The following is an 18,180-nucleotide window of genomic DNA, read 5'->3' as shown; positions in this document are numbered from 1 at the left end:
AACCACCTGATCCCATCCCGAACTCAGTAGTGAAACGATGTATCGCCGATGGTAGTGTGGGGTTTCCCCATGTGAGAGTAGGTCATCGTCAAGATCAAATTCCGAAACCCCTCATCGCTGACGCGATGAGGGGTTTTGTCGTTATGGCTTTCAACATGTTCACTGAGCAGTGCTATCAGACCGTGTCATCAGGCAAACAGACTGCGCACATTACTCATGGCACCGTCTGCAAAGCCCTGAAGAAACGCTTCGAATGCAGCCCCCTCGGGCCCGCCCGCAACGGAGTCCGCTACGATCGTCCAAGTGGCAATACAAGCCTGTTCGCTGATCGGTTCAACAGTCATCGCCGCCCATAAGTTGCTGACAGGCAAACTGGTGTGGATCAGCGACCAGGTCATGTACAACGCCTTATCATCACGTGAGTTCAACTGCTCGATGGCTACATTCCCGTCCTTGAACCGTTTCTTGCGAACCGAGCCTGCACCTGTGCCGGTAACCTCAGTGCTTTCCAGTGCTGTAATGAAAGCCTGAAAGCCGCCAAAGTTGCCTACGACAGCCCAAACGCTGTCGGCATCACCGGGGGTTTCCACCGCTGAAACCACTCGGCATTGCTCAGGGTTTTTGATCAGGGTGTCTGGCTTCAAATTGTTGTGAAGTGTGTTCATGTGTTTCTCCATTTACGTCGTAGAGGTGTCGACTCAGATGAAGTCGATGTCCTTCAGGTAATCGCATCCCTTGCGCAGCAGCGCCGGGGTTTTTTGCGGGTACTGCGCGCCCATGTGGCGGATGCCGGCCAGGGTGTTCTGGTACTCGATCATCGAGATATCGCCGATGTCCTCTTCGAAGCCATCGAGGTAAAAGCCCAGCACGCCGAACAGTGCGTTGTGGCTGTCGACCCGACTGAGCTGCGTCTGCCATTGCGCCACGCTGACTAGCTCGAATTGGCGCCCGGCCTCGCGGAAGGCCTCCACGTAGCTGTTCCAGCTCAATGGCTCCGGGTTATGCAGATTGAACACCGCACGCTCGGGCTGATAACGGCTGGCATGAAAGCCGATGAAGCGCGCCAGAAAGTCCACCGGCATAAGGTCGAACGCGATGTCGAACTTCGGGACCTGACCCAACTGCAAGGACCCCTTCAGCATCAGCATCAGACGGTTTTTTTGCGGCTGGCAGACGCCGCTGACACTGTTGAACGCAATGTTCCCAGGGCGATAGATGTTCACCCACGCACCCTGATCCCTCGCGCGCTGGAGGACACGCTCAGCAACCCATTTGGAAAGGTTGTAACCATTCTTGATGTAGATCGGCGGGGTCTCGGTAGCTGGCTGTTCAAGCACATGGCCGGCCGCATCGACAGCGCTGGAGGCAGAGAGCGTCGAGACGAAGTTGAAGACCTTCTTGCTGCGCCCTTCACACAGTTTCAGGCACTCGAACACCGGTACGACGTTATCTCGGGCGAGGGTTTCGTAGTCCTGAACGTGGTTCACATTGGCCGCGTTGTGCACCAGTGCGCCGAACTCCCGATCAAGCCTTTCATAAACGGCATCGTTCAGCCCCAGCCTGGGCTTTGCGACATCGGCCGAATAGACCTTCACCCGACTCAGGTTCAAATGATCCAGCCGATTCTCCCGCAGCGCATGCTCGAAGCGTTGCTGTGCGCTTTGCCCCTGTCCTTCACGAACCAGACAGGCAATCTCGGTTGCGCCCCAATTCAGTAGCGCTTCCACGATGTGCACACCGAGAAAACCATTGGCACCGGTGACAATGACCTTGTGAACATCACCCAGCTTGCCGATGGGCAACGTCGCAAGCTGGAACTGCGCATTGGCATCCTGCAGCGCCTGTGGACTGATGGTGTGGGCTGATGTGCCGTCGCTATCGATCAGGCTGGCCAGTGTCAGAACAGTGGGTGCTTCGATGAAGCGGTTGATCGGAATGCTGCGCCCGAACCGTTCCCGAATACCCAGTAGCAAGCGCGACAACAGAATCGAATGGCCGCCCAGATTGAAAAAGCTTTCGTCGGTCGAGATATCTCCCGGCGGCAGCTCCAACAACTCTGCCCATAACTCCACCAGTGCCTGTTCCTGTCCGGTCGCAGGTAAACGAAGGGCGTGCTGATCGGTAAAGCTCAGCGGCATGTCCAGCAGCGCCTTGCGGTCGATCTTGCCGTTACTGGCAAATGGCATACCGGGCAGCAGCGTGTAAACGGCAGGGTGCATATAGTCCGGCAGCAGACGCTGCACATGAGCCCTCAGCGCCTGTTCGTCATGAGAGCCATGCGGGTGCGCGAGGAACGCCAGAATCCGTCGCTGGCTGTCCACCACCACGGCCACCTGTCGATACAACTGGCTGGCGCGCAGGCAATGTTCGATCTCTTCAGGCTCGACCCTGAAACCGCGAATCTTCACCTGATTGTCGCGACGACCGATCAACTCGACACCGCCAGCCGTCCACTTCCCGATATCCCCGCTGCGATAGGCGCGCAGAGACTGCCCGTCCGGGGTGCGCAGCCGTACATAGCGCTCGGCTGTCAGCTCGGGATTGTTGATATAGCCCAGGCAAACGCCGGGGCCAACGATGTACAGCTCCCCCGGCGTCTGTTCGGCGACCGGTTGCAATTGCTCATCCAGAATCCAGACCTGGCTGTTGGCAATCGGATGCCCGAGTGTGCGGTTGCTGGCAGATGACGAAAACTCGCAGGCGGTGACCAGCACCGTCGCTTCGGTGGGCCCATACAGGTTGTGGAAATGACACTGCCCGGCCAGTTGCGCGATGACGTGCGGTTCACAGACGTCGCCGCCGGTCATCACGTGTTCCAGCCCCAGTGGCTGATCCAGCGGCAGAATGCTCAACAGCGCGGGAGGCAAAAACGCGTGGGTGATGCCTTGTTGCAGCACACCCAGCAGTTGCAACGGATCACGTCGCTGATCATCATCGGGCACCACCAGTTCAGCGCCACTGAGCCAGGTCGGGAAGATATCAATAATCGAAGAGTCGAAACTCAGCGTTGAAAACTGCAGCACCCGGCTGCGTTCGTTCAGGCTGACGTACTCGGCGTACCAGGCGGTGAAGTGGCTGAGGTTGCGCTGGCTGAGCGACACGCCTTTCGGCTGCCCGGTCGTGCCCGATGTGTACAGCGCCATGCACGGCGCATCCTGGTCGGGCCGAACCGGCATCAGGGCCGCAGGCACTTCCAGCACCGTCATCGCACTGATGTTCAACGCCGGAAATTCGGCAGCCGCCAACGGATGTGTTCCGTCGTGCAGCAACAGCATTGCCCCGGCGTTTTCCAGGATGTACTGCTGACGCTGCAACGGCTGACCGGGATCAAGCGGCAGATACACCGCGCCGCAGCGCAGAATCGCCAGAATGCCCGCATACAGCTCAACCGACCTGGGCAGACAGATCCCGATCACTGGCTGTGTGCCAGCCGCCCGGTGCTCGATCAGCAACAGCAACACATGGCGTTGGATCGCGACGCTGTGCGCCTGCAGTTCGCGATAACTGAACGACTGACCGTGGACGGACAACGCCGGGCGTTCGGCGAACGTCAGCAACGCCTGGTCCAGTCGTGTGCTGATCGGCGTTTCGGCGATGTTCAGCAGGTGCGGTTGTGCGGTCTGGTTCAGGCGATGTTCGAACAGCAACTGATCCACCGCCTGCAAACCGTCCTGCCGGTTACTCTGCGCAGGCTCGGTGGTGGGCAGGTTCTCGAAGTGGCGGTCATCCCTGGAAAAGCGGCTGACGTGTAATGCCGCAAGCTCCACCAGTCTGGCGACCGCCTCGTTACGCAGCATGCGCCCGTTGCCTGATTCATCTGCGGTCAGCCACTCATGGGTGATTAACCGTTGAGTGCTGACAGATCCGTGCCAGCACAGCAATTCCAGCCGAGGCAGCCCCGACGCCTGCGCAGGGCTGAGACAGACACGCAGACCAAGCTGCACACAGTGTCCGGATACGTCCGGCAGGGCATCGTTCAGGTCCAGGCTGCCATCTTCGATCAGCAGCGCGCCAGCAATGCCCGACCACGCTTGCAGGGCGTGCTGGTCAGGCAAGTGGTGCACCGCATGTCCGTGCGCCTGCAACTCGGTACTCAGTTCACTCAGGGTCAGGCTGTGACCCATGAGCACAATCTCCAGGCGCCTCATTGCAGCGATCCCTGAGCCGGTAGATAGGCTGCCAGCTCACGCTGCACACAGGGATCGTCCAGCATCGAACTGCTCTTGAAGAAACGCACGATATTGCCGATCAGCGGGTGATGGCGGTTGACGGGGAAGCTCATGGCCAGGGTTTCTGCTTTGAGCGCTTGCTTGACCTGATCGGGCACCTGCAAGTGCTCGATCAGGGTGAAGTCGAAGCCGCTCTGGATATCGTTGGTCAGGTATTGAGCGATGAACACCGGCATGATGCGCGCGATACAGTCACGGTCCGGCCCGGGTGCCGTGTGCCAGTAGATTCTGACCAGCCGTGCCCAGAATCCGGAATGCCGGCCTTCGTCCAGCAAGTGATCGGCCATCAGCCCCTTCACCGACTGCTTGACCGAGTCATCCCTGGCGAATGCTGCAACATCGCTGGTCACCGTGTTCTCCGCAATGGCGACGCAGATCAGTTCCACGGCACTGCGCAGATGGGCGGGCGCCAGTGCGAGCGCTGCGGGTATCGCCCGGCTCAGTTCGATTTCGTCGGGCAACATGATCGGCTCGATGCCGGTAAGGGCGATGGTTTGCTGCATGAAGTCCATCGCCACCAGCGCGTGGTAATCCTCGTCGACCACCACGGTCATTGCGTCATAACGGCAGGCGAACGGAAAGCGAATCGCGAAGTTGTCCTTGGCGATACTGCGTGCGGTCTTGTCGACGATTTCGGTTTCAAAGATCACCACGTCATTGATGAACTTGTAGAGGCTCTGCACCAGCGCGTAATCACGCAGATGCGCGCATTCGCGGGTGAACGTGTCGCTGAGCACCAGCGGCTGGCGGCTGAGGGGATAGATCAGTTTTTCATCGTTCTCGACGATCCTGCGCGGACGAGTGCGAATGGTCGCGCGGCCCTCCCACGCATCGATGAACGACCGGTAGTCTTCTGCTTTCATGATGGCTTCCTTGTAAGAGCTTCTGGATTGGCGACCGGTCTTACGCGCTGGCCTGCATCAGCGGTGGTCGCAGGCTCATGCGCAGCGTGTCCCACAGCTGGAGCCGGCTTTCCACCGCTGCGATGGCCGCCTGATAAACCTCCTTTTCGCGCTGCGCATCGCCCGCCACCAGTCGCGCCAGCAATTGCTCTGCGGCCGGGCCGTGGTCTTCAGAGTCCACTTCGATGTGGCGCTCCAGGTAATAGCGAAAGGTCGGCGCCTGATCGGCAGTGATGCCCCAGTCATCGAGAATGCTCTGGAACATCAGCGGGATAACGCTCTCGCGGCCGTGCAGGAATGCAGCAGCGACGCCGTGCGCAGGTGCATGAAGCGCGGTGTCGAGTGTGTGGGTGACGAACGCGGCAGCGGCCTGGTCTGCATTGACCCGCTGCAACGCGGTGGCGTAATGCACGCCCTGTTTTTGCAGTTCGATGAAACGCTCAATCTGCAACGTGCTGGCGCCGATTTCACGCATGGCGTCCAGATACAGTTCGAAATGGCTGTAATGACCGCTGCCCAATTGATCGTCGGATTCCTCGCCCAGCACGATTTCATTGATCAGCCGGGCGGCCGAGGCATCGCTCGGCGGCAGCCAGGGCAATTGGGTACACGTCAGTTCCTGCTGCAAGCGCTTGGTCAGTGACATGAAATCCCAGACAGCAAATACATGCGTTTCCATAAAGCGCCGGAGTACCGGCAACGAGTTGATCTCCGCAAAAATCGGATGCCGACTCAGTTCAACTTTTTTGTGGCTCAACAGTGTCTTTTCACACAGCATGGCAATACCCGCTCAGTCAGAGTTGCGATTAAAGTTTGTAGTGATCTTCGTTTGAAACAAAAGCAGTTAGTGCAAAATCAACATCACGCTTTACCCGAAATTCAGGCGAGCGTCAGCCTGCCGTAAAGTCTTTTTTATCGAAAAGCCTGCAGGGTTTCTGTTTCCTGAAGCGCCTGTCAGTAAGCCATACTAAAAGGCTGTAGGCCTTGCAGGGCGTGCGATCAAGCGCTGATGTCACATGGGCTGCGTAGAAAACTTAGAACATATCCAATCACCTGTGCAATCAATTTTTAATAATATTTATTGGAGGGTTTTTTCGGAATATAAGTGTGCGTATAAAACTGAGCTAACACGTTTTATAAATGCGCAGGCAACCCTTCCGGCTTATTAGGCTGGAATTATAAATAATGAACGAATGCCTCGTTCAGCGTTGCCGTCATATCAAATAGTTTGGGTTTTTGAATTTTTGACGGGCGACGTTGGACATGACGTCCACTGTCTCTCTGCCCTGTTCAGCAACTCCTTATCCATTGAGTTCAGATGAACAGAGAACTGTCCCGGTCCTGCGTGGACAGTTCGGCCGTGGCCAAGGTAGATCCTCCGGCTGGAATCTCTTGAGCCACGGCCGAGTTTGCCTCATTCCGGCAGCGGGGCACCCGGCGGATCAGGAAAATAGACGTAATGACACTGCGCCATGGTCTGGCCTGGCGGAGTAGAGCGAAGGGAGGTGTGCAGCAGAGCATCGACTGATCCACAGAGTCGAAGCCCTGTGAATCAGCCGCGTCGTTGATTCAGGCGGGTTCTTGCTTGCGCGGGCGTTTCTGTCGCGTGTCGTTGGCTTTTTTGTTGCTCAGGTAGTGCGTGACCGCCTGAACGCCGCGGTTAAGGTGCAGCTTGAGGGCTTCGACACACGGCTCGACGGCCTTCTGCTCGGCCAGCCGCAGCAGCTCCCAGTGGTCATCCTGAGAAAGCTTGCCCAGGCCCATGTCGGACAGGTTGAACCGTAAAAAGCGTTCTTCTTCGTTCAGGCCTTCTTCAACCAGACGCATCAGCCGTTTGTTGCGTGCCTTGGCGTACAGCGACAGGTGGAACATCCGGTTGAGCCGGCCGATCTGCGTAAAATCAGTTTCGACTTCAAGCTGCTTGATACAGCTGGCAGCCGTCGCCAGATCCTGCTCGTCCAGCAGAGGAATCGACATGCGCAATGCTTCGGATTCCAGCAGAATCCGCAGCGCGTAGGCATCCACAGCGTCTTCGGTAATGAGTGGCGCCACGACCGCGCCCTTGTGCGTCTCGACGCGCAGCAGAGACTGCGCTTCAAGCTGGCGCAGGGCCTCACGCACCGGCATGCGGCTGACGCCGAACAGCGTCGCCAGTTCCTGCTGGCGCAAGGCGGTACCGCTTGGCAGGCTGCCATCGATGATGGCGTTGCGCAGTTTTTCTTCAATCACAGCCCGGGCAAGGTGCGCCGGAGGCTGTTCAGTGCCCAGTACCGAGCCCAGAAAGGCTTCTCTATCTGATTTACGCATCGGCCTACTTCTTCATCAACCTGTCTGGATGGGATCCGATTAATCGCTGGATTTCCGACAGACTAGTCAAGACTCTCCGGATAGTCGCGAAAACCAAGGCATTATTGTGCTCAGCCGTATGAAAACGGTTTGCCTGCCCGCTGGCAAGCTCATCAGCATGTGCGCGTATCTTACCGCCCATCTCGCCGATGTACCGAATATGCATTGGCCTGCGGCGGATTTTAACCGTGTGCTGGTGTAACGTTGCGCTCTGAGACAGGCATTCCAGAGCGCATGGTCTCACCTTTGCGGCATAAGGCCGCAGGCCGTGCCACCTCAGCGAAGCAGACGGCCCGAGACGAAATGCTGAACGTCATTGAAGCCAGGCGTCGATGCATGCCCAGGCGTTACCAGTGAGTCGATGAACGTCTCGTCCTCCGCCGTCACATTGACCTGAAGCGCCTTGGTGTAGCTGTCCCACTGCTGCCCGGTTCTCGGCCCGACGATGGCTGACGTTACCGCCTTGTTGTGGAGAACCCAGGCAATTGCGAACTCGACGATGCCGACCCCTTTGTCCTGCACGTACGCTTGAATCCGCTGGGCGATGCGTAACGATTCCATGCGCCATTCGGTTTCCAGCAGTCGCTTGTCCTGACGTCCGGCACGACTCTCGCTGTCAGGGGCGATATCCGGAGCATATTTGCCGCTGAGCACGCCGCGTGCGAGCGGGCTGTAGGGCACGACACCGAGGCCATGATGCGCGGCCGCCGTGATCTGCTCGATTTCAGCCTGGCGGTTGACGATGTTGTACAGCGGCTGGCTGATAACCGGTTTGTCGACGCCCAGGCGCTGCGCGACGTTGACGATTTCAGCGATCCGCCAGCCGCGAAAGTTGGACACGCCCCAGTAGCGGATCTTGCCCTGACGGATCAGATCGCCAATCGCCGAGACGGTCACTTCCAGCGGTGTATCGTGATCTTCCTTGTGCAGGTAATAGATATCCAGATAATCGGTATCCAGCCGCCGCAGGCTGTTCTCGATGGCATTGAAGATGTGCTTGCGGTTCAGACCTGCCCGGTTGGGCAAACCATCTGCCGGGCCGATGGCGACTTTGGTGGCCAGCACCCAGTCACTGCGCCGTGCCGCGATGGCCCGGCCGACGATTTCTTCCGAGCGTCCGCCGTTGTAGACATCCGCTGTGTCGATGAAATTGATGCCTTGATCCCTGGCCTTGTCGATGATGCGCACTGATTCATCTTCAGCGGTCTGCTCGCCGAACATCATCGAGCCGAGGGTCAGGGTGGAAACCTTGAGGCCGGACTGGCCGAGGGTTCGATAATTCATGCTCAACATCTCCTTGTCATTCAAACGGGTTCAGGCAGCCCCCACGCCTTTAGCGGGAAGTCGGCCAGCGAGGCGAGCAGCAGGTCGGCATGTTGATATTGCTCGACCGGCATGTGCGAATCCGGCACAGCCACGGCGTACATCCCGGCAGCCTTGGCGGCCGTCACGCCAAACGGCGAATCTTCGAAGACCAGGCAGTCTGCTGGCGAGACGCCAAGGCGGCGGGCGGCGACCAGAAAAATGTCCGGGGCCGGCTTGGCAGCGCCGACTTCAGGGTCGTCGGCGGTCACGACGGTATCGAACAGCTCGAACCATGCCCGGTGCAGCGTTGTCTTGGCCTCGAAGTAATGCACCGAAGAACTGGTGCCCACTGCGATCGGGATATTGTGGGCGGCCAGATGGCGGACCAGCGCTTCGGCTCCGGGCATTGCCGGCGCTTTAGGGAAACGCTCGTCGAGCATCGGCTCACGAATTTCGAGAAACTCGTCGATCGACATCGGCAGTTCAAGCGCCTTGATCACGTAATCCGAGAAGTCCCGGGCGCCGCGGCCAATAGTGTGCTGCTTGATCGACCAGTCGAAGGTGCGCCCATGACGGCTGGCAATCAGATGCGTGACTTCCGTGTAGACACCCTCGGTGTCCAGCAACAGACCGTCCATATCGAAAATGACGGCCTTGATATGGCCTCGTTCGTTGTGCTGTTCGCTCATGTGATCCCGTCCGGTTTTCGAATTCGGTTTCAGCCTAACGTTTCCATGAATACTGTGGCTACCCTGTGTTTCAGAAACCTGTGCAGAGAAATATGGCGTACAACAAAAGGCCTCAGGCCACGCCCCTTCGCTTGCCATAATGCCGACGTGCTCACCGAAATGGCCGTGAATGCTGGGCTGCCGGGCTCCAGCGGTGATAATCTCTTGCGGTTTTCAAGCAGCGCTGCCGGTCCCGGTACGACTTCCTCCTCATCAGAACGGATATCTTCGAGTCATTATGAATAAAGCAGCAGGTATAGCGGTTGGCGTTATCGTCGTGGCGGGCGTATTGGTTACGGCGGGTGCCTGGTACACCGGCACGAAACTGGAAGGCGCGCTGAACGACTCGATCAGCAACGCGAATCAGGAGCTCGCCAAATCGTTCAAGGGTGGTGAAACCAGCGTGACGCTGAAACTGGTCTCGCTGGACAAGCATTTTTTCAGCAGCACCGCGCATTACAGCGTCGACATCCAGAACCTCGCGGACAGTACGCAGAACAGCCAGTTTCTGCTGGTCGATCAGATCGAACACGGTCCGATCCCGTTGTCCCGCCTGAAAACCCTGAACCTGTTGCCGGTCATGGCCCTGAGCAATTTCCAGCTGGAAAAGAGCCCGAGTTCCGAAAAGTGGTTTGCCATGAGCAAAGACGTCACGCCACTCAAAGGGCAGGCCAGCATCGGCTATGACCGTGCCACCAAAGGCTGGCTGCAGATGGCACCGCTGGAAATGACCGACGTGGACGGTACGTTCAAGTTCTCCGGTCTTGATCTGAAAACCGACCTGTCAGCCGACGCCGAGAAATACAGCGCTGTCGGTAGCATGGATAACCTGCAACTCAACGTCGCTTCGCCGGACGGTCCGGTCAACGTCGAAATCAAAGGCATGACCTTTGACACCGGCGGCACCAAGGGCAAGTCCGGTTTCTACCTGGGTCATACCAACATCAAAGCCCAAGGCTTCAACTTTCAGGTGGTTGGCAAGCCACAGGTGCAGATCAAGGATCTGACCGCCGTCAACCTGACTCAGGAAGATGCGGGCAATCTGGCTGCTCAGGTCAGCTACGATGCCGGAATGATTGCTTACGGCGGCAAGGACGTCGGTGCCGCCCACATGGGCTTCAAATTCGCCAACGTTGACGCTGCGGCCAGCCAGGCGCTGGGCCAGTTCTATCAGGACAAGATCCTGCCACAGCAGCAAGCGGCAGCGGCGCAGAAGCAGCCTTTCCGATTGGAACTGAGCCCGGCCGATCAGGAACTGATGAACACCCAGTTGAAAAAGCTCTTCGCGGCCAAACCGCATGTCGAGCTGGAAAAGCTGTCGCTCAAAACCAGTAACGGTGAGAGCCATGTGCGCATCGCCGTAGACCTGACTGATCCGGGCTCGCTCGATCAACCCGCCAACGCGCTGGTGCTGAAAGCGTTGGGCGAGATCAACGCCAAGGTTGTCCTGTCCAAACCAATGATCCGCGATCTCGCCACTCAGCAGGCCATCCGTGAAGGTCAGACTGACCTCAAGGTGATTGCAGAACAGGCCAAGGCTGCCAGCGACATGGCCAGCGTCATGGCCGAGATGATGCAGCTGGCCAAAGTGGACGGCGACAACATCGTTTCCGATCTGCACTACGCCAATGACATGGTCGACTTCAACGGCCAGAAAATGACTGTTCAACAGTTCATGAGCAACATTCTGGGCCGAATCGGCGCGCTGGGTCAGCAGTAAGCTGCCGGGCGTGTGATCGGGACGCCAGCAAGGGTGTCCCGATTGCTGTGCCTATGTAAGCCCGTTCAGGCCATGTGCAGCATCAACGCCCGGATCACGGCCAGCGTCTGACGGTGCACCGAATCATAATGATCGTTGTGGCAATAAGGCCGCACGGACAGGGTGATGGAGTCGGCCGTCGTAGATGAAAGATGCACATCGACGGGAGGGCTGGTCAGCACATTGGGCAGGCGAGCGACCTGTTCCTTGAGGCGCGGGATGATCGTTTGTTCGTCCGCTGTGGCGGGTAGCGTTGCGGTCAACTCTACGCTGCGGAAGTCATTGCTTGAGAAGTTGACGATCGTATCGGCGAAGATCTTGTTGTTACCCACCAGGCTCAACACGTTATCCGCCGTGTTGATCGACGTCACGAACAGCCCGATTTCCACCACGGTCCCCGTCACATCCGCTGCTGAAATCAAATCGCCGACCTTGAACGGCCGCAGCACGATGATAAAGCCGCCAGCCGCCAGGTTGGACAGCAACCCCGACCACGCCATGCCGATCGCCAGCGCCACGGCCGCCAGCAACGCCGCGAAACTGGTGGTCTCGATACCGCAGTAACTCAGAATCGCGATCACCAGAATGATATTCAGCGTCACCGTGATGAACGAGCCTACATAGCGCAACACCGTCGGATCGAACCGCTGCCGCGTCAGTGAGCGTTGCGCCATCCTCACCACAACACCGATCAGCCAGCGCCCCACGATCCACAGCAACGCCGCGATCACCAGCTTCAGGACAATCGCTACCCCGTATTGCAGGACAATGTTGAGCAACGAATTGATTCGGTCAGTGCCAATATTGATAACATTCAGCGCATCCATAAACGCAACTCCTGAACGTAAGGCTCGCCCGGCAGATGGCCTGCAAAGCGGAGCCGTACATTGCCCGGAAGAACGCGATGCTGACTACTGGTAGTTTTGACTGGAGGCAAAAGGCCTGCGGCCACGATATGGCTTGGTCTTGACGGTCCCGAACTTCGTTCAGAGTCAAAGCAGGCCTGTGATAACGATGGGCGGGCCACTTTGGCACCAGAGCCAACGCACAAGGCCAGAACTTCGATGTTGTGCCCGCCAGAAATCGCTAGACTCGGCACCTCGTACAGATAACGCAAGGACCTGGCATGCCGCTTTCTTCCGACACTCTTCGCCGCACGCTGGTGACTTGGTTATACGCCGTTGCAGGGGCGCATGTGCTCGGCAGTCTCGTGTTCACCTGGGCGGGCTATGCCGGTTTGCTCGACGGCTACCTGACCACGCTCGAACAGGCGTTCTGGACCGAAGCCGTTCCCGCCGCTGCCCGCACGCAACAGGTCTGGTGGATGGCCTTGTTCGGTGCCACCCTGCAAACGTATTCCGTGTACATGCTGGCGCTCGTGCACCTGGGCAACCGCCTGAAAAGCCCAGCGCCGTGGTGCTGGCTGATGGCCGGGCTTCTGCTCTGGGCGCCTCAGGACATAATGATTTCGGTGCACGGCGGTGTCTGGTCGCATGTGTGGCTGGATCTGGCGGCGCTGCTGGCATTGTTGCCGCCGTTGGTTTGGTTGTGTTGGTTTGATCGTCGTGCTCGTATCTTCTAAAGCCCTGAAGTGATGGACTCAAGCGCGCCCCTCTGGCCAACCTTCTTTGCTTTTTCAGGATGAACCTCAATCATTTTTTTTTGCTAAACTTTTTGATCCAGCCATCATCTGTAAATAGCTCGCCTGATAGTCCGTCGCTAAGCAAATTAATATTTTTTTTGTTAAGGTTTAGCTCTATTTTTTCAGCGTTTTGCTCGAGCATGTCGAGTAAGTTGAATAGGGAATTGTCTACAGTTTCAACAATTAAGTTTTTTATGGCTATTTTCTGTTCTTCATTAAATTTTCTAAGCGTGCCATGAAGCTCTTGGCCTTTTTGAGACTTAAGTGAGCCGTTTTCAATTTTTTCAAATTTTTCAATAGTGCGATCTCTTACAAGTAAAACGAGCATCTCACCAAATGCATCAAGTATTTGTGCGTTTGACATTTCTTAACCTATCGATACCAAGGAATATTAGTTGGTTTTATTGCGCCTTGCTGGCGTAGATTCCAGAGCGATTGAGCGGTCAGCTGTCTCGCCTGTGATGCAGTTGCTCCGCCAGCTTGAAGCGCTCCCACTGCTATTTTAGTGTGCGCAGCCAGTGTATTGGGTTTTCCGCTAAGATGCAGCTGTTTAAACGCTTGGCGTTGATAGGTGGTCATCGCTTGGTGGTCAAGTCCCAGATCATCCATATACTTCTGGCTCAGCGAGAATCCTTTTTTGGGGTCGTATTTAACACTGGCTTTAAAGCCGGCCTTTGCGTGAACGTGATGGCCCCCTACATCCTTATACTCGCCAGTGCCACACTTTATCCACCCCCACGGATCCACCCACCCAATCGGATTCGGCGCGTACTGGTAAAGATTCAACCCCCCCGCCAACCCAATCGGGTCCGGCGTGGTAAACCGGCCGATATCCGGATCATAAAACCTGAAGGTGTTGTAATGCAGCCCCGTTTCGCGATCAAGATACTGGCCCTGAAACCTCAGGTTCTGTTCTTCGATGTAATACGGTTCGCGAATTTCTTCGACGGTGTTGCCCCACACCCGGTAGCGTGCTTGCCAGACGGTCTGGCCGTCGTTTTCGGTCAGTTGTTCGGGCAGGCCGTTGAGGTCGTTGTGGTAGTAGCGGATTTTTTGCAGCGCGCCAGTGCCATCGACGCGGGCGAGAGGTTCGTAGCCGCCGTCGGGGTATACGTAGAGGCTGGTCTGACTGTGTTTCTGTTCTTGCAGCAGGCGCATGCCGTCCCAGGTGAAGTGCGTTTCGCCGAGCGGGAAGCCATGCTCGTCATGCTCGGTCTTGGCGATTCGCCGCCCTAGCGGGTCGTAGGCCATTTTCACCACGGTGTTGCGCGCGCCGCCTTGGTTGCGCACTTCGATCAACTGATGTTCCGCGTCGTAGATAAAGCGCTGCACCCGCTGGCTGCCGCTGCGCTTTTCGATCATCCGGCCGAAGGCGTCGTAGCGGTAGCGTTTGTCCTGATAGGTCAGCAGTTTGTTATGCACCACCAGCCCCGCGCTTTTCGGCGGTCCGTCGAGGAGGTTGGCTGCGGCGTCGTAAGCGAAGGTTTCGTTCTGACCCTGAACGTTGTCCTGGCTGGCGATGATGCGGCCGGTGGCGTCGTAATGCAGCAACTGGCGATGGTCGCCGCGCGGCTGCTGGTCCAGGCGGCCAATCAGGTTGTCTGCCGGGTCGAAGTCGAAGTGTTTCTGCACGGTTGCCGGGAGAATCGGTGACTGGCTTGCGAGCCTTCGTTTGCGCGAGCGCAGTCGGCCGCTGCGGTCGTATTCGCTGCGGGTAATGATCTGACCCTGCGTGCGCAGCACTTCGCGATGCAAGCGGTCGCGCTCGAAATCGCTGATGACCTGGCCGTCCAGATTGATCTGGTGTAGATGCCCGCTGCCGTAATACAACTGATTGAGCCAGCGGCCGTCAGGCAGGTGTGTCTGGAGCAGATTGCCCAATTCGTCGTAATGGTATTTCAGGCTGCCTGCCGCGCTTTGCTCTTCCAGCAACTGGCCGAGCGCGTCGTAGCTGAAACTCAGGCGCTGTGCCTCGCCCGCCTGGTTTGTGAACGTCACGCCGGTCAGTTGATCAACCGGGTTGTACTGGTACGCCGTTCTGCCGTCGTCGGTGACTTTGGCCATCAGTCGCCCGACCGCATCGCGCTCCAGCGCGTGAACGATGGGCGCAACCGGCTCGTCCGGAACCACGGCCAGCCCATTGCCGAAGGGAGCGGGGATATATTCCAGGCGTATCACGCTGTCCAGTGCGTCGTAGGTGTAGCGCCGACCGCTGCCGTCCAGATCCTGCTGTTGCATCAGCCGGTCGCCTGCGTCCCACGCAAACTGATAGCTTTCAGCGTTCTCGTTGGTCAGTGCCAGCAGGCGGCCATACGCGTCGTAGCTGAATTGCACCGAGCGCCCAACCGCGTCCACGCGCTGAAGCACCCGGCCCAGCCGGTCGTATTGATAGCGAGTGGTGTGCCCTGCGGGGTCGATATAGCCGATGAGCTGGCCGCTGTCATCGCGCAGGTATTGTTCGATGCGCTCATCAGGTAACTGACAGTGCAGCAGACGACCCTGGCGATCATGCTCATAGCGCGTGCGTTCACCAAGGGCATCTGTCACAACCTGCAAATAACCGTGCCGGTCGTAACTGAAACGGGTCGGATAACCCGAGCAGTCAACGTGTTCGATCAGTTGCCCAAGGTCGTTCCATTCAAGGGTTTTGTGCTTGCCAGTGGCATCAATGATCTCGATGGTCTGGCCGCGTTCGTCGTAGCGGTACTGTGTCACCTGACCCAGCGGGTCTGTCTCGGCAATGCAATTGCCGCGCTGGTCATAGCGATAGCTCGAGTGGTTGCCGGCCGCATCGGTTTCCACCAGCGGCAGTGACCAGAGTTCCAGCCACAGAACCGATTCGCGACGGCCGAGCGGGTCAAGCGTTTCGCTCAGATTGCCTGCTTCGTCGTAACTGTACTGATACTGCCCGCCCAGCGGATCGGTTGCGCTCAGCAACTGGCGCTCGTCACTCCAGCTGAAGCGCCAGGTGTTGCCCAGCGTGTCAGTGTATTCGGTGATCTGTTGCTGCGCATTCCAGTGGCGAACACTGATACGTTGCAGGCCGTCGATGACGCGGGTGATGCCGTTGCGCAAATCGTAATCGAATGTGTAGCTGTCGCCTTCGTCGGTCCAGTGCCGGACCACGCGCCACTCGACGCTGTCCACCTGCGCCCACTCATAGAAACAGCGCATGCCGGTGGGCAGTTGGTGTTCGACCATGCGCTGGCCCGCGTCATACGCAAAGCGCCGCTGGACCTGCCCGAGTGCATCGCGAACTTCGGCCAGATTGCCGAGAGCGTCGTAATCGTAGCTGACCAATACTTCACGTTGCTGATTGGCAAACAGCCGCTCAACGTGCTGCACACGGTCAGGCCATTGCGCGCTGTAGGTCAGTTCAACCTGCACCAAGTCCAGCGTGTCGCGCAGACGAATCAGTTTTCCTGCGGCGTCGTAATCCAGGTAAATCCGGTTGTCGTTTCGGTCACCCAGTTGGCTGAGGCGCAGGAGGGCGGGGTCTGCGAGTGTCGGTTCGAACAACCGGTACAGCCCGTCATCACTCTCTATCAGCAACTGGCCGTTGTCGTTGCGGCGTACCGCCAGCCCCTCGCCAGCGCTGAAAACTGCACCGCCCAGAGCGATTGAGCCCATGTCGATGCGTCGGGCCTGCTCATCGGTGTAAATCAGCCGCTCGCCGCCATCAGGATGCGGCTCGATCTGTACGCTGATTTCATAGGGGACGCTCCAGCCAGCACCCAGCAGGCTGTGACGTCGCTCATCGCGACTGTTGTAAAAGCGCTGCCAGTCGATGAGCAAGACGCCCGGCAGTACGAAGTCGAGTTCGTCGTCGCCCCCCAGTACCTTGGCTCCAGTGGCGGCATGCACCGGATTGGGCGAGCCGGACATCGCGTTGTTCAGCGCCCCCGTGACCTGGCTGACGACATAACCGTTCACGGCCGACAGCAGCATGCAGGGCAGGTTGGCACGAAACTTACCCTTGCCGCCCTTGAGCATCATCAGGACGGTCAGCGCCAAACCGACGCCAGGCGTTTTGCCGCTGCGGATCTCGCGCACGACCACCGAATCGCCGCCGATGGTCACGTTGGAAGAGACCATACCCGACGAAACCACCTTGGCCTCGCAGGTGCTGCGGTCGCCGCTACGGACGGCGGGCTGACCGTTGATACTGACCTTTTCCGAACCTTCGGCGAGAAACTGCGGTGGCATCGGCGGATGCTTCATGCAGGTGACCAAGTCCAGCGGCTTGGGCACCGCGCCGGGCACTGGCTCTGCGACGGTGGGTTGCCAGAGCTGCGAGAAAAAACCTTTGGCCATGTCCAGAAAGCCGGATTCTTCCGCCTTGCCGACGCTCATCAGAGCGGGCCCGGTTTGCGGCGCTTCTTCGCTTTCAGCGCTGTCCTCGGCCTCTTCGCTGTCCAGTGACCGCAACGGGTTCATCTGCGACGGTACGGCACCCGCCGCGCGAGCAGCCGGGATCGAGTTGATCAGCGTGTCGGTAGAGCCGGTGAGAATCGTGGCCTGTACCGTGGGCGGGAACAGGCCGTTGGCAATCGATTCGCATAAATCGGTGAGCCCTCTGTCCGCCCCCGTCCTGCTCATCGCCAGACCGACGATCACCCCCACGACCGCACCGAGCACACAGGCCCCCAGCCCGCCGGTGGCAACCGTAATGCCGGTCGCCGCGACCACGGCCATCGTGGCCAGCGAACCGATGGCCGCATAAGCAGCGACCTCGAGCACGCCACCGAGGATGTCGGCCATCATCGAGCTGTGTTCGAGACCGTCGCCCAGGCGGGCAGCCCATAACGCGTCAGACATTCAGGGCGCTCTTCATGCGGGGGTCAGCGTCTGCTTGAGCGTTGCCCAATGGGCGACCTCCGCATCGCCCAGCGGCTGAGCCTTGACGTAGCTGAGCGCGATCATCTTGCGTGTGCCCGGCAGCACCAGCGCCAGCTGGAACTGAAAGACTTTTTCAGTGCCTTTGCTGAACTGGCTGCGCAGCTCGATCCCTTCAATCGACTGGTCGGCACCCAGGCGTGTGCTGTGCGCCGGCTGGTAGCGAAGATCCTGAACCTGCTGCTCCAGACGCTGCAATTGCGCGTCGAAGTTGCTGTGCAAGGTTTCGCCGTCGGCCAGTTGGCTGCGGCTGACAATCAGCGACGTGCCCAGCGCCGGGAACTTGAGAATGTTGATCGATGCGTCCAGCAGTTCGCTGTCGGGCAGTTGCAGCTGGAACTCATTGAGGCGGTAAACCATGGGGCTGATTTCT

At 58.4% G+C, this 18,180-nt stretch carries 13 protein-coding genes and 1 rRNA gene; 3 read left to right on the top strand and 11 right to left on the bottom strand.

Going from position 1 to position 18,180, the window contains the following annotated elements; genetic code table 11:
* A 5S ribosomal RNA gene (rrf, locus tag ABJ99_RS13550) occupies positions 1 to 94 on the top strand; the annotation flags it as partial.
* 94 nt (positions 95 to 188) lie between these two features.
* On the opposite strand, the gene ABJ99_RS13545 is transcribed toward rrf, so the two are convergent.
* The 7 genes from ABJ99_RS13545 to ABJ99_RS13510 all read right to left on the bottom strand — a co-directional run bounded on the left by ABJ99_RS13545 (position 189) and on the right by ABJ99_RS13510 (position 9,471).
* Positions 189 to 665: an SRPBCC family protein gene (locus ABJ99_RS13545; protein ID WP_054086273.1), complete on the bottom strand. Its 477-nt coding sequence runs from the start codon at positions 663 to 665 to the stop codon at positions 189 to 191.
* Between the two features lie 33 nt (positions 666 to 698).
* Entirely contained in the window at positions 699 to 4,148 is a 3,450-nt protein-coding gene (locus ABJ99_RS13540) for a non-ribosomal peptide synthetase (protein ID WP_054086272.1), read from the bottom strand.
* A complete protein-coding gene (locus ABJ99_RS13535; RefSeq protein ID WP_054086271.1) occupies positions 4,145 to 5,092 on the bottom strand; it encodes a diiron oxygenase in 948 nt (315 codons plus the stop codon). Before ABJ99_RS13535 ends, ABJ99_RS13540 begins: the two co-directional genes overlap by 4 nt.
* Positions 5,093 to 5,132: 40 nt before the next feature.
* Complete coding sequence (locus ABJ99_RS13530) at positions 5,133 to 5,909, bottom strand: DUF3050 domain-containing protein (RefSeq protein WP_054086270.1); 777 nt, start codon at positions 5,907 to 5,909, stop codon at positions 5,133 to 5,135.
* 791 nt (positions 5,910 to 6,700) lie between these two features.
* Positions 6,701 to 7,438, bottom strand: a complete 738-nt coding sequence (locus ABJ99_RS13525; protein WP_054086269.1) for a GntR family transcriptional regulator — start codon at positions 7,436 to 7,438, stop codon at positions 6,701 to 6,703.
* Positions 7,439 to 7,753: 315 nt separating this feature from the next.
* Entirely contained in the window at positions 7,754 to 8,761 is a 1,008-nt protein-coding gene (locus ABJ99_RS13515) for an aldo/keto reductase (protein WP_054086267.1), read from the bottom strand.
* 20 nt (positions 8,762 to 8,781) lie between these two features.
* On the bottom strand, positions 8,782 to 9,471 hold the full coding sequence (locus tag ABJ99_RS13510; RefSeq protein ID WP_054086266.1) for an HAD-IA family hydrolase: 690 nt from the start codon (positions 9,469 to 9,471) through the stop codon (positions 8,782 to 8,784).
* 277 nt (positions 9,472 to 9,748) lie between these two features.
* On the opposite strand from ABJ99_RS13510, the gene ABJ99_RS13505 reads away from it, so the two are divergent.
* Positions 9,749 to 11,230, top strand: a complete 1,482-nt coding sequence (locus ABJ99_RS13505; RefSeq protein WP_054086265.1) for a YdgA family protein — start codon at positions 9,749 to 9,751, stop codon at positions 11,228 to 11,230.
* 65 nt (positions 11,231 to 11,295) lie between these two features.
* On the opposite strand, the gene ABJ99_RS13500 is transcribed toward ABJ99_RS13505, so the two are convergent.
* The gene (locus ABJ99_RS13500) at positions 11,296 to 12,096 is read right to left on the bottom strand and encodes a mechanosensitive ion channel family protein (protein WP_054086264.1); all 801 of its coding nucleotides are present in this window, start codon (positions 12,094 to 12,096) and stop codon (positions 11,296 to 11,298) included.
* A gap of 299 nt (positions 12,097 to 12,395) precedes the next feature.
* On the opposite strand from ABJ99_RS13500, the gene ABJ99_RS13495 reads away from it, so the two are divergent.
* Positions 12,396 to 12,851 carry a hypothetical protein gene (locus tag ABJ99_RS13495; protein ID WP_054086263.1) on the top strand — a complete coding sequence of 152 codons (456 nt, stop codon included), beginning with the start codon at positions 12,396 to 12,398 and terminating at the stop codon, positions 12,849 to 12,851.
* Between the two features lie 70 nt (positions 12,852 to 12,921).
* Here the strand turns inward: ABJ99_RS13495 and ABJ99_RS13490 are convergent, their stop codons facing one another.
* From ABJ99_RS13490 to ABJ99_RS13480, 3 genes are read right to left on the bottom strand one after another with little or no spacing between them, the layout of a single operon-like run.
* Positions 12,922 to 13,275, bottom strand: a complete 354-nt coding sequence (locus ABJ99_RS13490) for a hypothetical protein (protein WP_054086262.1) — start codon at positions 13,273 to 13,275, stop codon at positions 12,922 to 12,924.
* Positions 13,276 to 13,283: 8 nt separating this feature from the next.
* Positions 13,284 to 17,729, bottom strand: a complete 4,446-nt coding sequence (locus ABJ99_RS13485) for an RHS repeat-associated core domain-containing protein (RefSeq protein WP_169790452.1) — start codon at positions 17,727 to 17,729, stop codon at positions 13,284 to 13,286.
* A 12-nt stretch (positions 17,730 to 17,741) separates the two neighbouring features.
* Complete coding sequence (locus ABJ99_RS13480) at positions 17,742 to 18,167, bottom strand: DcrB-related protein (protein WP_054086261.1); 426 nt, start codon at positions 18,165 to 18,167, stop codon at positions 17,742 to 17,744.
* Positions 18,168 to 18,180 lie beyond the last annotated feature (13 nt).

Origin of the sequence: Pseudomonas syringae pv. cilantro (assembly GCF_001293775.1) — a bacterium.
Classification (GTDB): Bacteria; Pseudomonadota; Gammaproteobacteria; order Pseudomonadales; family Pseudomonadaceae; genus Aquipseudomonas; species Aquipseudomonas syringae_P.
Note: the sequence above shows the minus strand (reverse complement) of the source record. Positions and strands in the feature narration are given on the sequence as shown.

Excerpts from the sequence above, each read along its gene's own strand:
- ABJ99_RS13545 (WP_054086273.1), bottom strand. The coding sequence starts at position 665 with ATGAACACACTTCACAACAATTTGAAGCCAGACACCCTGATCAAAAAC.
- ABJ99_RS13490 (WP_054086262.1), bottom strand. The coding sequence starts at position 13,275 with ATGTCAAACGCACAAATACTTGATGCATTTGGTGAGATGCTCGTTTTA.
- ABJ99_RS13500 (WP_054086264.1), bottom strand. The coding sequence starts at position 12,096 with ATGGATGCGCTGAATGTTATCAATATTGGCACTGACCGAATCAATTCG.
- ABJ99_RS13535 (WP_054086271.1), bottom strand. The coding sequence starts at position 5,092 with ATGAAAGCAGAAGACTACCGGTCGTTCATCGATGCGTGGGAGGGCCGC.
- ABJ99_RS13540 (WP_054086272.1), bottom strand. The coding sequence starts at position 4,148 with ATGAGGCGCCTGGAGATTGTGCTCATGGGTCACAGCCTGACCCTGAGT.
- ABJ99_RS13530 (WP_054086270.1), bottom strand. The coding sequence starts at position 5,909 with ATGCTGTGTGAAAAGACACTGTTGAGCCACAAAAAAGTTGAACTGAGT.
- ABJ99_RS13525 (WP_054086269.1), bottom strand. The coding sequence starts at position 7,438 with ATGCGTAAATCAGATAGAGAAGCCTTTCTGGGCTCGGTACTGGGCACT.
- ABJ99_RS13495 (WP_054086263.1), top strand. The coding sequence starts at position 12,396 with ATGCCGCTTTCTTCCGACACTCTTCGCCGCACGCTGGTGACTTGGTTA.
- ABJ99_RS13515 (WP_054086267.1), bottom strand. The coding sequence starts at position 8,761 with ATGAATTATCGAACCCTCGGCCAGTCCGGCCTCAAGGTTTCCACCCTG.
- ABJ99_RS13480 (WP_054086261.1), bottom strand. The coding sequence starts at position 18,167 with ATGGTTTACCGCCTCAATGAGTTCCAGCTGCAACTGCCCGACAGCGAA.
- ABJ99_RS13485 (WP_169790452.1), bottom strand. The coding sequence starts at position 17,729 with ATGTCTGACGCGTTATGGGCTGCCCGCCTGGGCGACGGTCTCGAACAC.
- ABJ99_RS13505 (WP_054086265.1), top strand. The coding sequence starts at position 9,749 with ATGAATAAAGCAGCAGGTATAGCGGTTGGCGTTATCGTCGTGGCGGGC.
- ABJ99_RS13510 (WP_054086266.1), bottom strand. The coding sequence starts at position 9,471 with ATGAGCGAACAGCACAACGAACGAGGCCATATCAAGGCCGTCATTTTC.